This window comes from Singulisphaera chitinilytica (assembly GCF_049331405.1).
GTDB lineage: Bacteria > Planctomycetota > Planctomycetia > Isosphaerales > Isosphaeraceae > PoT.
The window spans coordinates 1-17151 of the sequence record NZ_CP186278.1 but is presented as its reverse complement, the minus strand read 5'-3'; the positions used below and the strand labels follow the sequence as shown (position 1 = coordinate 17151).

Annotated in this window: 11 protein-coding genes; 3 read left to right on the top strand and 8 right to left on the bottom strand. The window is 61.8% G+C overall.

Features of this window, described 5'->3' with window-relative positions; all coding sequences use genetic code 11:
• Positions 1 to 68: 68 nt before the first annotated feature.
• Positions 69 to 7562 (top strand): RHS repeat-associated core domain-containing protein, encoded by a 7494-nt coding sequence (locus ACOYYX_RS40640; protein ID WP_422932215.1) that lies wholly within the window; start codon positions 69 to 71, stop codon positions 7560 to 7562.
• Between the two features lie 13 nt (positions 7563 to 7575).
• Positions 7576 to 7995: a DUF6896 domain-containing protein gene (locus tag ACOYYX_RS40635; RefSeq protein WP_422932214.1), complete on the top strand. Its 420-nt coding sequence runs from the start codon at positions 7576 to 7578 to the stop codon at positions 7993 to 7995.
• Positions 7996 to 8421: 426 nt separating this feature from the next.
• Here the strand turns inward: ACOYYX_RS40635 and ACOYYX_RS40630 are convergent, their stop codons facing one another.
• Positions 8422 to 8847: a recombinase family protein gene (locus tag ACOYYX_RS40630; RefSeq protein WP_422932213.1), complete on the bottom strand. Its 426-nt coding sequence runs from the start codon at positions 8845 to 8847 to the stop codon at positions 8422 to 8424.
• Between the two features lie 27 nt (positions 8848 to 8874).
• On the opposite strand from ACOYYX_RS40630, the gene ACOYYX_RS40625 reads away from it, so the two are divergent.
• A complete protein-coding gene (locus ACOYYX_RS40625; protein WP_422932216.1) occupies positions 8875 to 8958 on the top strand; it encodes a hypothetical protein in 84 nt (27 codons plus the stop codon).
• Between the two features lie 33 nt (positions 8959 to 8991).
• On the opposite strand, the gene ACOYYX_RS40620 is transcribed toward ACOYYX_RS40625, so the two are convergent.
• The 7 genes from ACOYYX_RS40620 to ACOYYX_RS40590 form a co-directional block, all read right to left on the bottom strand.
• The gene (locus ACOYYX_RS40620) at positions 8992 to 9534 is read right to left on the bottom strand and encodes a hypothetical protein (protein WP_422932212.1); all 543 of its coding nucleotides are present in this window, start codon (positions 9532 to 9534) and stop codon (positions 8992 to 8994) included.
• 34 nt (positions 9535 to 9568) lie between these two features.
• Positions 9569 to 9799, bottom strand: coding sequence for a hypothetical protein (locus ACOYYX_RS40615; RefSeq protein ID WP_422932211.1), 231 nt, complete (start codon positions 9797 to 9799; stop codon positions 9569 to 9571).
• Between the two features lie 813 nt (positions 9800 to 10612).
• A complete protein-coding gene (locus ACOYYX_RS40610) occupies positions 10613 to 11254 on the bottom strand; it encodes a HEAT repeat domain-containing protein (RefSeq protein WP_422932210.1) in 642 nt (213 codons plus the stop codon).
• Positions 11254 to 12039 (bottom strand): hypothetical protein, encoded by a 786-nt coding sequence (locus ACOYYX_RS40605; protein WP_422932209.1) that lies wholly within the window; start codon positions 12037 to 12039, stop codon positions 11254 to 11256. The genes ACOYYX_RS40610 and ACOYYX_RS40605 overlap by 1 nt, the downstream gene beginning before the upstream one ends.
• Before the next feature lie 494 nt (positions 12040 to 12533).
• On the bottom strand, positions 12534 to 14456 hold the full coding sequence (locus ACOYYX_RS40600) for a hypothetical protein (RefSeq protein WP_422932208.1): 1923 nt from the start codon (positions 14454 to 14456) through the stop codon (positions 12534 to 12536).
• 833 nt (positions 14457 to 15289) lie between these two features.
• Positions 15290 to 16027 (bottom strand): helix-turn-helix domain-containing protein, encoded by a 738-nt coding sequence (locus ACOYYX_RS40595; protein ID WP_422932207.1) that lies wholly within the window; start codon positions 16025 to 16027, stop codon positions 15290 to 15292.
• A gap of 51 nt (positions 16028 to 16078) precedes the next feature.
• Complete coding sequence (locus tag ACOYYX_RS40590) at positions 16079 to 16501, bottom strand: hypothetical protein (protein ID WP_422932206.1); 423 nt, start codon at positions 16499 to 16501, stop codon at positions 16079 to 16081.
• Between the last annotated feature and the right edge of the window lie 650 nt (positions 16502 to 17151).

The window sequence follows — 17151 nt, the reverse complement described above, 5'->3', positions numbered from 1 at the left end:
TTCCGCGGTTATGCGGCCCGATCTTGCTCGCCCGCGATCGGGTTACCCCCCCCACATGAGCACGCACCATGCAGCTCCAGCGCCGCCGCAGGCGATCCCTGCCCTATCTTGGCGTCGAGGCCCTCGAAATCCGCCAGGTGCTCACGCCCTCGGTCTTCGCGACCAGTCCCCATCTACAACCTTATATCGATTACTACTATACACCTCCTCAAATCTTCAGTAGAAGCTTCACGATCTCCGTGAGCCAGGCCGTAAGTACCGACTTGACTATCAGTTACCAGATGAGCGGCACGGCCACTCTCGGTTCGGACTACGATCTCAGCCCCTCGACCATCACCATCCCGGCGAACACCACCTCCACCTTGCTTACGGTTACTCCCAAGGTCAAGTCGAACCCCGTCAACGGCGATTACACGGTCATTATTGATATCATCGGAGGATCGGGGTACACCGCCGGCTCTGGGGCTACGATGACCCTCACGGTCGAAAACGTGCCCCCTCCGCCCCCTCCTCCGCCCCCTCCTCCGCCGCCGCCCCCTCCGCAGGTCACGATCAGCGCGGGCGGCGACGCCACGGAGGGGGGCGCGGACGGGAGCTACACCCTGACGCGCAGCGGCGGGGATCTCACCCAGGCCCTCACGGTCAACTACTCCGTGACGACCACCGGCGGGGCCTCTCAGGGCGTGGACTTCACCCTCAGCGGCGCCGCCGGCACGGCCACGTTCGCCGCCAATCAGACGGACGCCAAGATCAAGCTCAGGGCCGTCGACAACTCCAAGGTCGACCCGTCACGATCCGTCAAGCTGACGGTCTCCGCCGGCTCCGGCTACACGGTGGGGTCGCCGAACAACGCCACCGACCAGCTGATCGACAACGACCCCCAGAACGCCATCCCGCAGGCGGAGAACAACCCCTGCAAGATGGGTCCGCAGCCGACGAACGGCCTCGACACCCCGGACCTGCTGTCGGCGATCTCCGCCATGTCCGGCGTGAACATGGCGACGGGCGGCGTCGACACCGACCCCAGCGACTTCAGCTCGGACGGCTTCGGCAAGTATTGGGGGCAGGACCTCGGCTGGAGCAGCGTCGCGGGCTACTCGGCCGGCGGGGCCCAGGGTGCGGGCTTCGTCAACAACGCGCAGCCGGCGATGATCCCGACCGCCAACGGCGGCTACATGGTCGTCGGCACGGTCAACAACGTCCTCTGGTTCGACCCCAACGGCTCCGGGGGGTATACGGCCAAGTTCTTCGGCCAGGAGATCCTCGCGGCCGACGGGACGGGGAATTTCAAGCTCATCGACACCCTGGGCGGGGTCACCACTTATTACGGGTTCGGCTCCGGCGTCCCGGCGCTGCAGCAGGGCCGGTTCAAGGGCTACACCGACGCCCAGGGCAACGCCACCACGACGATCTACAACGGCAGCGGGCAGCTCACCGAGATCAGGCGCACCGACGGGGTCGCGACCGAGTCCTTCACCTACACCTACGCCTCGGGCGGCATCAACCAGGGCCTCGTCGTGTCCGCCGCCCTCAAGCGGTCGAGCGGCGGGACGATGGCCACGATCCGCCAGGCCATCTACACCTACTACGATGGCTTCGAGCCCTACGGCAACTCGGGGCAGCTGAAGGCCGACCAGGTGCTCGATGGCCTCGGCAACGTGCTCGACACCACGTACTACCGCTACTACGTCCCGGGCGATACCGGCGGCTATGTGGGCGGCCTTAAGTACTACTTCCATCCCGAGTCCTACGCCAGGCTCTTGAAGGCCGAGCCGAACCCGATGGGGGCCAGCGACGCGACGGTCGCACCCTACGCGGACGCCTATTACGAGTACGATGGCAGCAAGCGCGTCACCAAGGCGATGATGCAAGGCTCGGGCTGCTCGTGCGCCGGCTCGACGGGCCAGGGCACGTTCACCTACAGCTACTCGACGAGCACGAACGCGGACGGCTACAACAGCTGGAAGAACAAGACCGTCGAGACGCTGCCCGACGGCACGCAGAACATCGTCTACACGAACTTCGCCGGCGAGGTGATCGTCAGCGCGTTCAACGACGCCACCGACATGGGCAACTCGGCCTTGAACGGCAAAACTTGGGCGACCTATTGCCGCTACGATGCCCAGGGGCGGCCGATCCTCATCGCGCAATCGTCGGCCGTCGCGATCACGAGCCTCGCGACCCTCAACACCGCCGCCTCGGCCTATTCGGACATCGTCGGCTTCAATGCAGGGGCCAACTCCTACCAGTATCTCTCCGCCAACAGCGGAGAGATCGACCTGATCGAGTACGGCGCCTCGACGACCGCCACCTCGACGACAGCGGGCGACGTCCTGGGCTACTTCAAGGCCGAGAAGATCCAGAACGGCTACGCCGGGACGCCGATCCTCCTGGACGGCGCCAACTACATCAGCCACACCGATTCCAACGGGCTCACGGTCTACGTCCAGGCGAGCGCGACCCTATATCGCAACACCGACGGCACCGGCGGCCGGACGACCAGCTATTCGTACACCTGGTTCACCGGCAAGAACCAGATCCAGTCCGTCGCGCAGAGCGATCCCATCATCTCGGCCGCTCAGAATGGGCCGGGCACGGCCGACGTCAGCACGGTCGTTTACGATTCCTACGGCCGGATGATCTGGACCAAGGATCCGGATGGGTTCCTGAATTATTACGCCTACGACAATGCAACGGGGGCCGGGATCAAGTCCATCATCGACGTCAATACGTCCTTGACGGGCCAGTTTACAGGCCTCCCCGCGGGATGGGCTACCCCTGCGGGCGGTGGCCTGAATCTCGTCACCCAGTATCAAGTCGATGCCCTGGGGCGCAACATCAAGGAGACGTCCCCCGCGGGCAATGTGACGTATACCGTCTACAATGACGCCAATCACGAAGTGAGGGTCTACGCCGGCTGGAACAGCACGACAAGTATGCCAACCGGCCCCACTTATGTTTTTCGTGAGGATCGGCCCGGGAGCTATACCGAGACCCTGACGACGTCCGCGACGCCGCACCTCACCGGCGGACTGCCCGACGGGACCGAGGCGATCGCGGTCTCGAACATCCAGTCCCTGTCTCGCTCCTACATGGACAGGTCCGGGAGGGTTTCTGAGCAGGACGACTACTACTCGCTGGCGGGCGTGCTCAGCTACTCCACGGCCCCCTACCTCGGCTCGTCCACGTCCAACTATTACGCGACGACGTACGGCTACAACGATCGCGGCTGGCTAGCGCACGTGGCCAACGCGGTCGGGACGATCACGGACGTGATCTACGACTCGCTCGGCCGGGCCTTCCGCACCTACGTCGGGACCAACGACACGGGCTTCTGGCCGGGGAGCTCGGGCACCGGCTCGAACATGACCCTGGTCGAGGAGGACGTCTACGACGACAACGCGGTGGGGGACGGCAACCTCACCCAGGTCACCCTCTTCCCCACCTCCAACGCCGCGCAGAACCGCGTCACGCGGAGCGCCTACGACTGGCGCAATCGCCTGGTCGCGACCAAGTCCGGGGTGCAGGCGACCGAGAATCCGAGCACCTACCAGAGTATTACGTTCTACGACCTGGACAACCTGGGCGAGGCGGTTGCCGTCTCCAAATTCCTGGCCACCAACGTGGCCGTGACCAGCACGAAGCCGGCCGCCTCGTCGCTCCGCTCCTACGCCACGATCGCCTACGACGACCAGGGCCGGGCGTACCAGGTCAACCAGTACTCGGTCGACCAGTCGACCGGCGCCGTCTCGTCGACAGCCCTGGCGGCGAAGTACTGGTTCGATCACCGGGGCAACACCGTCGCGGAGTCCGACCCGGGCGGGATGGTGACCAAGTACCAGTACGACGGTGCGGGACGACTGGCCGTGCAGTCGACGGGCGACGGCGCCGGCGGCACGACCTGGTCGCCGGCGCAAGGCCTCGCGGGCGACCACGTCCTGTCCCAGACGCTCGTGACCTACGACGCCGACAGCAACCCGATCCTGGTGACGACGAAGGCCCGCTACGACAACGACACGGCCGCCGACACCGGAGCGCTCGGCTCACCATCCGTCGGCCCGAAGGCGAGGGTCTCCTACCAGGCCTATTACTACGACGCGGCCTGGCGGCCGACGGCCTCCGTCGACGTCGGTACCAACGGCGGGGCCGCCTACACCCGGCCCGGGACGGCGCCCTCGCGTTCGGACACCGCCCTCGTCACGAGCTACGCCTACGACGCCGCCGGGAACGTCCAGGACGTCACCGACCCCCGGGGAATCGTCACCCGCACGACCTACGACCCCCTGGGGCGTGCCACGAAGGTCGTCGTCGGCTACAACGCGTCCGTCAATGGCGGCCTGCCCACGGCCTCGGCCAACCAGACGACGAACTACGCCTACGACGGCATCGACCACGTCACCGACGTGACGGCCGTCATGCCCTCGGGCACGCCCAACCAGACCACCCACTACGAGTACCACGCGACGACGGGCACCTCGAGCAACATCAACACCAACGACTGGCTGACGCAGGTCTGGCAGCCGGACCCGGTCACGGGCGCGGCCAGCACGGCCTACAATCAGGAGACCTGGTACACTTACAACGCCGTGGGCGACGTCACGATCATGACGGACCCCAACCGCACCGTCCACACCTACGCCTACGACGTCCTGGGCCGGATGACCAACGACACCGTCGCGACGCTGGCGGCGGGAGTCGATGGCTCCGTCCGGCGTCACACATACGCCTACAACGTGCATGACCAGTCCTACACCGACACGAGCTTCGACTCGGTCACGGGCGGCGCGATCGTCAACCAGGTCATCGACCTGTTCAACGGCCTGGGCCAGGTCACGTACGAGTACCAGGAGCACGGCGGGGCGGTCAGCTCGACGACGACCCCGCGGGTCGACTACGCCTACACGGCGATGTCCGGCGGCCAGAACAACAGCCGCCCCACCAAGGTGACGTATCCCAACCGCCGCGTCGTCGACTACGTGTACAACTCGGGCCTCGACTCGTCGATCAGCCGGGTCAGCTCAATTGCGGACGATGTTTCTGGCACCCCCGGCACAACGCTGGAGGCGTACAGCTACCTGGGCGTGGGCGGCATCGTGCAGCGGTCGCACCCCGAGCCCGGGATCGACCTGACGTATATCCAGCAGTCCGGCGACGCCCTGGCGAACACCGACGGGGGGGACCGGTACACGGGCCTGGACCGCTTCGGGCGGGTGATCGACCAGAATTGGCGGAAGACGTCCACGAGCACGACCGTAAGCCGGTACCAGTACGGCTACGATCGGGGCGGCAACACGCTCTACCGCTCCGACCTGGTGAACACGGCCCTGAGCGAGCTCTATCACGCCAACAGCGGGGCCTCGGGCGACAACAACACGGCCTACGACGCGTTCGGCCGGCTCTCATCCTTCTCACGCGGCACCCTGTCTTCGTCGGGCAACAACGGCTCCTCACTAGACACGATCGCTTCGGCGAGCCGTGCGCAAAGCTGGACGCTCGACGCCCTGGGCAACTGGGCGGGCGTGACGAGCGGCGGCACGACGACCAGCCGCGCATTCAACGCCCAGAACCAGGCCACGAGCGTCACGGGCACGACCGCCCCGACCTTCGACCAGAACGGCAACACCACGGGCAGCCAGAACAGCCTATCGGGGGCCTGGCAATCGTACGTGTACGACGCCTGGAACCACGTCGTGGCCGTCAAGAATGCTGGCGGCACCACGATCGCGACGTACGCCTACGACGCCCGGGGCAACCGCATCGTGGAGTCCTACGCGGCGACGAGCACGACGAACCACCTCTACTACAACACCGCCGGCCAGGTCATCGAGGAGCGCGTCAACGGCACGACCGCGGCCGACGCGAAGTACCAGTACGTCTGGTCCCTCGGCTACATCAACGACATGGTTCTTCGGGACACGTACACCGGCGGCACGCGGACGCAGCGGCTCTACGCGATTCAGGACGCGAACCACAACACGACGGCTTTGGTGGACGCCACCGGGGTGGTCCAGGAGCGCTACCTGTACGACCCGTACGGGGCCGTCACGATCCTCGACGCGAGCGGGACGCCCCGAGCGGGCAATGCAAGCTCCTACGACGCGAGGTACCTGTTCCAGGGCGGGCGGCGCGACGCAGCGACCGGGTGGCTCCTGTTCCAGAACAGGGACCTGATCCCCGACGAGGGCCGTTGGGCCGAGCGAGACCCATTGGGACTAAATGCGGGAGATCTAAATGTATACAGGTTCGTAGGCAATGGGCCAATTGATGGATTGGATCCATATGGCCTTTCCGATTTTATGGTGGGAGGACAGGAATACGTATACCCATGGAACTGGACCCCGAGTTTGAGCGGGGCGGCGAACACGGCTGGATCGTACTGGACTAGCACTTCAGTTATTGCGCACAGTGCCGGCGGTAGAGGGGCAGGTTCAGGGGTCCACCTTGGAGCTGCGGGGGGGGTGATAGGCTTGGCCACTGGGCCCGGCGCGGCTGTAGGAGCCACTACGGGCTTTACGGGTGGCTTTCTGGGCGGGAGCCTCATGGGCGCTCTCGATGGCATCTACGCCCCACGCGGAACAACCCCAAACGAGGCGGCGCGCAATGGATTTTGGAATGGGCTACAGAATCCATTGTTTTTGCCCCTAAATCCTTCTATGCCATCCCAACCCCCATCGACGCCCAAGTTTAGGTTCGGGCTGCCCAAAAATCCATTCCGAAGGAGTCCTTCCACACGATCTTGCCCGCAGCCCAGTCAAGGCCCAAATTGTTTCCCCCCCGAAACCCTGGTCGCTACGGAATCCGGATTGCGGCCGATTAGCGACATCGCAGCCGGTGATCTGGTTTGGGCCTACGATTTCGGGGAGGCGAGCTGGCGTCTGGCTCGAGTCGAGTGTCGTCATGATTCGGTCTACGACGGCGAAATGGTCACGATTCATTGCGACGCAGGCCGTGTGACGGCCACCGCCAAGCATCCCTTCTGGGTGATCGAGGGTAAGGACCTAGAGGCTCGGGCCGTCCCTGGCCATCTCAAACCCAATGAAGATGAAGGCGGCTCGCTTCCTGGCCGATGGGTAGACTCGCATGAATTGCGGGAAGGCGATATCATTTGCCTGGCCGATCAAGGGCCAACCGCAATCCGAAGTACCAGCTCTAGCCACAAACAGTCCCAGGTTTGCAATCTGACGGTAGAGGATCTTCATACCTTCGCCGTTGGGGAGATGAAGGCACTTGTCCACAATGAATCAAATTCCGGAGCTCCAAACACAGGGCCATCCGGCTCATTTCGTCAAACTCATACCGTTCGTTCACCCGCCGACAGAGCAAAGATTTTAGAACTTGAATCCAACATGAGAAAAAATGGATGGGTGGGTGAACCAATCGCCGTCGCCGAACATGAGGGCAAATTGTACATACTCGATGGTCACCATCGTGAAGTGGCAGCTGGACGAGCTGGTATACAAGTCCCCTATCGAACGGTGTCGCCCGAAGAGCTTGCCCGAGACTACGGCGTTACCGATCCGAGTCGGCTTGAAGCGTGGTACTATGACACATTCCTTGAGTAAGGACTTGATCACCATGAACAATATTGCTTCGATTACACGGAATTTGGCGTTAGCCTACGTCCGGGAAGGCATGGCCGTGACTAACCGTCTTCGGCAGTCGTATCAATTCGAAAACCTGCTGCATGCCTGGCGCAACGGGCTAATCCCTACTTCGGGCGAGCTACCTGGAGAAGTTCGTTATAGGTTTCACGGGTGTGGCTGCGAGTTTTCCTCACAGAGTGGCACGCTTGATCTCGATTTTGGTCCGGACGGACGATCCGACGGCTTTGATGCATGGAGGGTGTTTCAGTTCACCAAATCGCAAAGTAATTGTGAAGCATTCCTGTCGCTGGATGATCTAAATGAAGGAGTTCGAATTCTAGAAAAGTCTGGAGAGGTAGCAAGATTTGGCGGTGGGCCGAGCCCTCATCTCTATCATTTTTTGAATCTATGATCATCAAGACGTTGGCATCATTTTACAAAATTGGCGCTAGTGGTGGAGCAGCGCCGAAGTCCTGATTTGGTGAGATCAGCTCGGTAGTGCTTTGTCCTCTCCGAACAGAGCCACCCACCCCGTCCACCCTCCACCCCCCGCCACGACCACCCCGGCTTTCGCCACTGCGCCCGGAATTGCCGGGTTTCTCTTTCTGCAACCGACAAGCCCGAGCCGTCGCCCAAGCACCAGCCATCGAACGTGATCGGGCCGGGCTTCAACAATCCAGCCAGCGGCTCCCCGCAGTCCCCTCCGGCTCGACCTGCGAGCGAACGAGCGAAGCGAGCAAAGGGCGGCGTGGCCACCTCGGGCCTGGCTGCGAGCAATGCGAGCGAACGAGCAAAGCCCCCGGATGGACTTCGCTCGCTTTGCTCGTTCGCTCGCACCTCACGGCTTGGAATCGGCTCGGGCCAACGCCCGGTAGATCGTCTTCCGGGTCAGCCCCACCATCCGGGCGATCGAGGCCACCGCCTTTCCCTCGCCGTGAAGCTGGCGGATGACCGCCTCCTTCTCCTCCGTCAGCCGGACCCGAGTCCCGGCCTTGCGTCCGCCCCACGACTTCCCGTCGGCCTTGGCCCTGGCGATCCCCGCCAGTTGTCGCTCCTTCCGGACTTCGGTCTCGTAGGCGGCCACGCTGGCCAGGACGCCGGCCATCAGGCGACCGGCGGGCGTGCCGAGATCGAAGCCCTCCCGCAGCGACACGAAGCCGACGCCTAGCGCCTGCAACTCGTCCAGGAGGATGAGCAGGCCCTTGGCAGTGCGGCCGTCTAGGCGGCCGGGTTCATCGGCAACAGCAAGAGCCGACTCTACCACGCCGCCAACTGCAACGCGGCCGCGAAGATGACGCCAAGCCACCGCGTGACGTTCAAGACGGTGGCCGAGGCCGAGAAGGCGGGTTACCGCAAGGCGAAGGATTGCCACTGAACGGGACAGGCCGCGGTGTCGTCCGCCAGGCATTCACTTGGCGATCGGCTTGTAATTGGCGTCCCGAACCTTTGCCCTTAATTCCGGATCGATGATCCAGCCGACTTCTCCGGACCATGCGGGCTTGACCTTGGGGATAAAACCCTCTGGAGTCTGGGTCGTATCCACCCCCTTTTCAACGACAACCTTCATGCCACCGTCGAAGGGATCAAGTACGCGGATTTCGGATCCTTGCATTAGAGAAATCCAGTCGTCGGGGTTGTTGTACCAATCGATCTTATCCGACCCCGCCTGTGTAATCTCCAAATGCTGGCGGAATCGTTTCTCTGACAGGTAGAGCTTGGCCGGCGACTCCAGCTTGATCACATCCCCCTTCTTGTAACCGGCCTTCGTCGGCTCTCCCCCGGGGCTTACCTGCTTTTCTCCTGCCTCACCACCGCACCCGATTGCCGCCAAACTGATTGCTACGATCGCCATGAGCCTGAGCATTGCGTGAAGCCTTCCGTTGCGATGGAGTTCACTGATCGAACGGAATAGGCTACCCGAGCGAGTGTGATGGGGGAAGACTGTGAGCATCCCGCTTGCCTCCATAGTGGGTTGCTCGCCCTTCCTACCGACGAACTCGCACGGGCGTCGCATTCAGCACGTTCAGCCGTGCCACCCAGGCCTCCACTTCCTCTGCGGATCGGAACAGCCTGGCATGCTCACGCCGGTCCGTGGCAAACGTGTCGAACTTTGGGTTGTACGCCATCCATGCCCAAAGTGTGAGCCCGTCCTTGGTGATCTCGGCCGTCCACTCACGCGGGCCGAAGGCTTCGATTCGTCTCTCTGCTTGGGTCATTGGGTGAAGCTCTCGCGTCTCGCGCCTGGAGCCGACTGGTGGCGTACAGGCGGACGGGCTACCCACGCAATTGGGAGGCCGGGGGAGGTGGATCGAGGGGAGTGTGACTAGGGAGATAAGAGGTAGTGGATTCGTGTGGGAATTGCCATTCACCCGGAGATCGGCGGCGGTTTGGTCAACGTTGGGAGATCCGACCTTGGTAGACAACACCCAAAACCGCGTGGGCCCAGGAATGTCTCCTGGGCCCACGCGGTATTTGTTGACAGCCTACTTAAGGTTATGCACATTGATGAGCTGTGCATCGCCTAGAATCTTTAATCACTAAGCAGCCTTCCGACTTCGCCCGATCTTCAAGGGGCTTGATCCGGCTTTTACCCAGATGGATCACCTCTCTCTGCTCTTGGAGAAGTCGAGTGCACAGAGCGAGCAACTGATCGTCGTTCGCCGGGATGTCATGGTGTAGGGCATTAGTCAGATGGCAGCGAGTCTGACCGTCACATCTCTCTGCTTCAACCCCGACGGCCTTAAGATCCGCCGGAAGCATCGCTACAAAATCTGAGTCGGCAGTGAGACTGGGCCGGCCACCGTTCATCCCTATTACCACTCGCTGAAAGTCTTCGTCTGAATTCACGAAGTAGACGCTGAACGGACTCTCGGGGTGCGGCTCGCATTTCCACATGACCCTTACAAGATCCGCGGCCCGTTCTTCAATTGGCGTCTCTTCGCTTCCCCAGTCTTGGCGACGTCGCAACTTACGCAAGAAGACCGGCGCGGGAAGCTTCACGTCGGCCGCGAGCGTGGGTGGCTCGGCCATCAGCCCTCCAGGTCGTCCAGCACTTCAATGATAGCCTGACGAACCGAAGGACTAGGGTTTCCCTGAAGGGTCTCACGCAGGATGTCCAAGGCTCCGTCACCGCCAATGTCGCCAAGAGCCCGAATAGAAGCTTCTTGGATGCTCTCGGTTCCGCTCTCCAGGCTGTAGAGCACCATGTGGAACTTCTGCCAAGGCTCCAAATCCGATTGGGCGGCGGCACGAAGCAAAATGTACCAAGCGTCGTCATTGAAATGGTGACGAGGCACCTCTTGGGTGTCACACCAGCGTTCGTAATCTTTCTTCAGGAACTCCCATGCGTATTGAAACACATGTTCGCCGAATTGGGACAATACGTCGATGCCAATGTCCAGGCCATCGCTTCCACCCTTGACCGCACATTCGTCGATCAATTCATTGATATATGCAATGGGATCGCGAGCCGATCTCAGGCGGTTGATCACCTTTGTACGGCACGTCGAGCGATCCTGGTGCGAGCTGCGGATCAGATCATGCACGGCGCGATTGAAGAGCGTTAGGCCCGGCGACCCCGTCTGGCTCGACGTAGCGGTGATGGTCATGTGTGGTTGCGTGCTTCGAGTCTGGTACGGTGACCGGGTATCGAGCACCGGAGCACTGCTCATTACAAAAGCTCCATATCAAATAAGGACCGGAGCAATTCGCAGGAAACGCCGAAGTCTTTGCTGAATTCCCCAGCAGCTTCTTTCGCTTCCTTAATCTGCTCTTCTACAACTAGGGCCTTGCGGGCCAACTCAAGATTCATCGTCCGGTGGTGATTGAAGAGGATTGCCACGGCGTCCGCTTCATGGGCTAAAGTCACCTCAATGCGCGTGCCGTTGCGACGTAGCGTGCCAATCCACCTCACTTGCTCAGCTTTCTCGAAATCCTCAAGCCCTTTGCTGCCTAGCATTGGTGCAGGACGATTTCCCCAATCCTCTTTGGTCGCGGAGAAGTGGAAATTGTGCCCTATTGCTTGCACCGGAGTATGGGGAAGGAGTTCCAAAACCTTGGAAACCGTCATCCCGCAATCAATGGACCGGTCCGCCGACGCGACGCTTAGTTTTTGGTTGTCTACCTGCCAATCAATCTGAGCAGATCCATGTTTGAACTCGAACGCTGTGCCATTTCCCAGCGGCACTAAACGGAATCTGCATTGTCCTTTTTTCGGGTAGACCCCGAAGCGGACCAGCCATTCCGGCGTGACGACGTAGGGGTTAAAGGCCCCTATGGCAACGGCTTGCGCTAGCTCCAAAGTCAACGGCACAGCGTGATTGGTCCCCTCATTGGCACTTAATCGTAGTCGTTTGGTCGAAATCTTCCCAGAGTGAGCCGCGAAGATCAACGGACCACATTTGTTATTATAGGAATTCTGGGTTATTTGGGAAAATTTTCTCGATTGCGACGGCATCTTTCCATTTTCTACTCGGCATGAAAGCCGTCCCTCTTGAATGGGACACGGATCGATCGCACTTTCCTCTCGTCATGCGATCGAGTTTGACGCCGCTATCCCCAGAGCCGTTATTATTGATACGCAACGTGGTGACCTGAGTTCGCCTTTCGAAATCGTCCGCCCGCAGGCTCGCAACTAACGGGGACAGCCCTGTGACTGGCTGCATGGCCTGGCTGTCGCACAGTCCCTTCCACCCGCCCACCACTCGTCCTCAACCCCCAGCCACCCACGGACGTGCCACGGTAACGGCGGGCGGCGTGGACTTGGCGTGAACGTGTGGACCGCGTGAGCCCGTGGGCGGGATGGACCGTGACCGCGGGCGGAAGGGGTGTCCGGCGGGTGGAAGGGGACTCCTCGGGCGGTGGTTGCCCCGTTCCCAGCGTGGTATCCCGGCGACTCGTCCGGGCCACCCACGTGGATGCCGCAGGCGGCACGGACGGTGAGCCTACCCCTCACTTTGTGAACTTGATTGTCGTCCCGGTCTGCCCGGCGATCGTTGCGAGGTATCCCAGGGACTTCTCCAACGCGGTCGTCTGTTTCTTCGCCTCGGAGTCACCCACCGAGCTCTGCAGCTTCGCGGCGAGCCCCGCGGCGTCGAAGACCTCCACCGACTTCCGCTGCTTGCTCTTTTCCTGCTCGTCCATCGCCTCCTCGGCCACCTTCTTGTTCACCCGGTCGCCGCCCTCTTCGACCGCGGCGTCGGCCTGCTTCAACGCGGCGTCGGGGTTGACCCCGGCGTCCATGAGGATCTGTCGGATCTGGTCCCTGACTCCTCCGGCCACCGCAGCCCCGTTGCCCGTCATGGCGGTGCCGACGATCAGGCGTTGCTCGATCGCCTTTTGCAGCCCGGGGATCATCTTCTCGGCCTGATCGGCGTCCTTCTTGCGATTCTTCTCCCGATCCTCCCTGGCGAGGTTGTCGGCGGCGTCCTCGCGACTCTCGCCGGTCAATGCCACCCGGCCGGAAATGGCCTTCCCGCCCTCGATCTCGAGTTTCCTGAACACGTCGTCGGATGCGGCGTCCACCTTATCCTTGTCGACGCCCATCTTCGTCAGGCGATCGCGTACCATGTCCTCGGTGAGCGTGCCGGCGATGGCGGCTTGACCGAGGTCGCCGCCCTTGAGGGCGTCGGCCTGCTCCTTGACCCACTTCTCTCGCTTCGCCCGGTATTTCTTCCACTCGGCGTTGTCGGCGTCGAACGCGGCGAACTGGGCGTCAATCTGGTCGCTGAGGTCCTTGGCCTCCTTCTTCGCCTTCTTATCATCCTTGGCCTTCTTGCGTTCCTCCGGGGAGGTCATGCTCAGCTTCTCGAGGGTGCCCTCGGGGAACAGGCTCTCGTTGAGCATGACCCGGTTCTTGAGGGCGGCCATAGCCCCTGGGTTCTTGGAGTCCTTGCCCTCATTGTCGTTCATGGCCCTCATGAGGAGCTTCTCGGCCTCCTCGGAGTCCGCATCGCTCAGCTTCTTGTTGATGCGTTCCTGAACCTCGTCGCGTTTATTGATCCGGTCCTGCCGCATCTCCGGGGTTACCTTCTCGCTCCTCGCGACCAAGTCGTTCGCCGCGTCGAGCTCGGCCTGATCCTCGGGCGAAATCTTGGCGTTCGTCCCGTCGCCGACGTACCCCTTCATGAGCCCCACCTTGAGCTCGTTGAAGCCGATGTCCTTGATCGCCCCTTCCTTGGCCTTCTCGTCCTCGCGGGTGGCCTTGTTCGGGGTCTCGCGGAGCTTCTCGAGCTCCTTCTGCTCCTTCTTGTAATCGTTCAGCCGCTTCTGTTCGTCGGCCGTGAGCTTCGTGGCCTTGGCCAGGTCCTCCATCTCCTCGGCCTCGGTCCTCGTGGCCCCGACCCCGAACAGATCCTGGACGTCATGCCAGTGGGCGTAGACCTGATACGCCGCGACGGCCGCCAGCTGTGCCCCCGCAGCAATCCCGGATGCCATCGCCGTGCTCGCCCCGGCCGCGGCGGTGAACGAGTACACGAGCGGCGAGATGTTGTTGACGACGCCGTTGAACCCGTACTGGAGGTCATCGACGGCGTAGCCGACCTGCATGAGGCCTCTTGCCAAGGCCCCCGACCCGCTGGTGGCCTTGGCCATGCCGGCGTTCATGACGCCCAGGGCCCCGGTCGACTGGCTGACCGCGGAGTTGGCCAGGTGCATCGCGGCGGATAGCTTGTTCATCTCGTCCCGGACCACGGCGACGCGAGTGCCCCAGTCCTGGACGGAGATCGATCCCCGAATCACCTCGTCATCGAGCGTCTTCAGCTCCCGCTCGAATGCGTCCATCGCCTTGCGGGCGTTGGCCAAGCCTCGCTCCAAGTGTCCACTGTCGAGCTGGAGGTCAGCATGGATCCCGCCGACATTGATATCCCCTGCCATCGTTCACGTCCTTGTGTTCAGTGGTGAAAGTTCTCTGTCTCGATCCGCCGGGTCAACCGACCACGCGGAATGTCGGTCCTGCCGTCCCCAGGGCCTCGCGGGTGAGCTCGCCCGCCAAGGCGAGGACCCGATCGCGTTCCGAGTCGCCCGGGGCATGCCATCTTCCATTGCCTGATCCGGGATTTGACTCCTGGTTGGATTGGAAGATTTGTTTGAGTCCTATCATTGTGGAATGACTTTTCTGGACTGTGATGCTGCGTCTATCCGTCTGTTTTGTCTATCAGGCTACTCTCAGGATCCTTGTGCAGTGGGGATATCCTCTGTCGCTCTTTTGACTCTTCAGAACATTATTGCCATGCTGTTCGTGATGAATGGGCTGTGTCTTGTGGCCTTTGTAGTCCTCACGTCTCTGCTGGAGAGGCTTTGCCGTTCCTTGCTTGAGCGTTTGTTCTTCCGTTTGGCTGTGCACGTGGTTGATGGTGTTCAGGTCTGAGTGGGTTTGCCGTGGAGCTTCTTCATTCTGTTTCTGTGAATTGTTAAAGATTGGATCCATGCTGCTGTCTATTTTGAGTCAATGTCCCTTGCTATTGATAGAGTAATGGTATCCTGAGGATTTGGCTTTTATGCTGTTGATATGATTTCATCCCAAAAGAGAAATAAAGGAGAAGAAGTAGTACGCCCAATAAACAAGAAGAGAACAAGGTCAGTCCGAGGGGTGCGACACTCGCCCGAGGTGAAGGCCTCGCCTCGCATGGCCGCCAGCAGGGCGGCCGTGCGTTCCGCGTGGTCGCGAGCCGGCGATGGGCCGGGGCGGAGTCGGATCGGCTTGGTGGTCATCGCGAGGCCTCCGTCAGGGCCTGCTCGATGCCCTCCCTGGCCCAGGCGAGGAACCGCCGCTGTCCCGCCAAAGGGAGCTCGAGGCAACTCGCGTGGGCGTCCTGCTCGCTCAGGGCCCGGTTCTCCTCGGGAGCCATCCCGTCGAGCCTCCGCCGGGTGGCCAGGCCGCGGAACCCGTCCGACACGGCCAAGCGGTCGGACGGATCGAGTCGGGCCGGCTCGAAGGGCAGGTCCGGGTCCGGCGGCACCCAGTCGGATGAGGCCTCGCACTCGTCGAGGGCGGGATCGTCGGGAGGGGCCTCGATTCCGTCTTCCACGCCGTGAATGGGCCGGCAGGCCTTCTTCTTAATTGGTTCTAATTCGGATGACCCTGGAGTCATCCCCGGGGTGACCGTAGGGTCATCCCCCCATGACCCTGGGGTCATCCCCCCCGAATCGGCCTCGGTTGTCGAATCCTGAAGCCAGGCGATCACGATGACCCTCTGGGATGGCTTGGACATGTCCTTGGCCCGGCGGACGTAGCCGAGCTCCTCGAGGCGGTCGAGCGACCTGGGGACGGATCGGGACGTCACGTTGGCACGCTCGGCGATCGCCGCGTTGCTGGGCCAGCAGGCCGCCTTGGCCTGCGACCAGTAGAGCAGCGTGGCGGCGATCACCTTGTCGGTCGGGGTCAGCCGCCTGTCCGCCAGGAGGTCGTGGGGGACGGCGGCGAACGGCTTGCTGGGAGTCGGCACCGGACCATCCTCGGGGCGGGGCGACGTGGCGAGTTACGCCCGATGGGCGTCTCAGGCCACGGCCTCGGACGTGATCCCGTCGAGGTCCTCGCAGGCCTCGGGATCCAACTCGAACGCGACGGCGTCCCGCTCACGCAGGAAGCGGCCGATGATGTGGTCCCGGGGTTTGACGTCGGCGTTCGAGACACGCTCGGCCGCCAGGAGGTCGACCCGCAGCCCAGGTTCGTAGTCCTCGATCCAGCGGTCGAAGGCCTCCTGATCCAACTCCTCGCGGGCCTTGGCGACGACGCGGCCCGTCGCGGCGACCCCCTCGGCCGAGTAGGGCACGAATCCCTGGCGGAGGCACTCCCGGATGCGATCCTCCGGGGCGGCCTCGTCGGCCGGGCCCGCGGCAGTCGCCGCCGGGGCGACCGCGAACTGATCCGAAACAAGCGGGTGGCTCACGATGGAGATGGCGGCTGATTCAACGTTCATCGTTCCCTCGATGGTTGGCGTCTTCATGACGACGGTGCGGAAATGGGATGGGGCGGGCGTGGCTACGTGATGGGCCCGAGCAGGGCGGATGCCCGCGAGGGCCTCGGCTTCTTCCATTGCCTGATCCGGGATTTGACTCCTGGTTGGATTGGAAGATTTGTTTGAGTCCTATCATTGTGGAATGACTTTTCTGGACTGTGATGCTGCGTCTATCCGTCTGTTTTGTCTATCAGGCTACTCTCAGGATCCTTGTGCAGTGGGGATATCCTCTGTCGCTCTTTTGACTCTTCAGAACATTATTGCCATGCTGTTCGTGATGAATGGGCTGTGTCTTGTGGCCTTTGTAGTCCTCACGTCTCTGCTGGAGAGGCTTTGCCGTTCCTTGCTTGAGCGTTTGTTCTTCCGTTTGGCTGTGCACGTGGTTGATGGTGTTCAGGTCTGAGTGGGTTTGCCGTGGAGCTTCTTCATTCTGTTTCTGTGAATTGTTAAAGATTGGATCCATGCTGCTGTCTATTTTGAGTCAATGTCCCTTGCTATTGATAGAGTAATGGTATCCTGAGGATTTGGCTTTTATGCTGTTGATATGATTTCATCCCAAAAGAGAAATAAAGGAGAAGAAGTAGTACGCCCAATAAACAAGAAGAGAACAA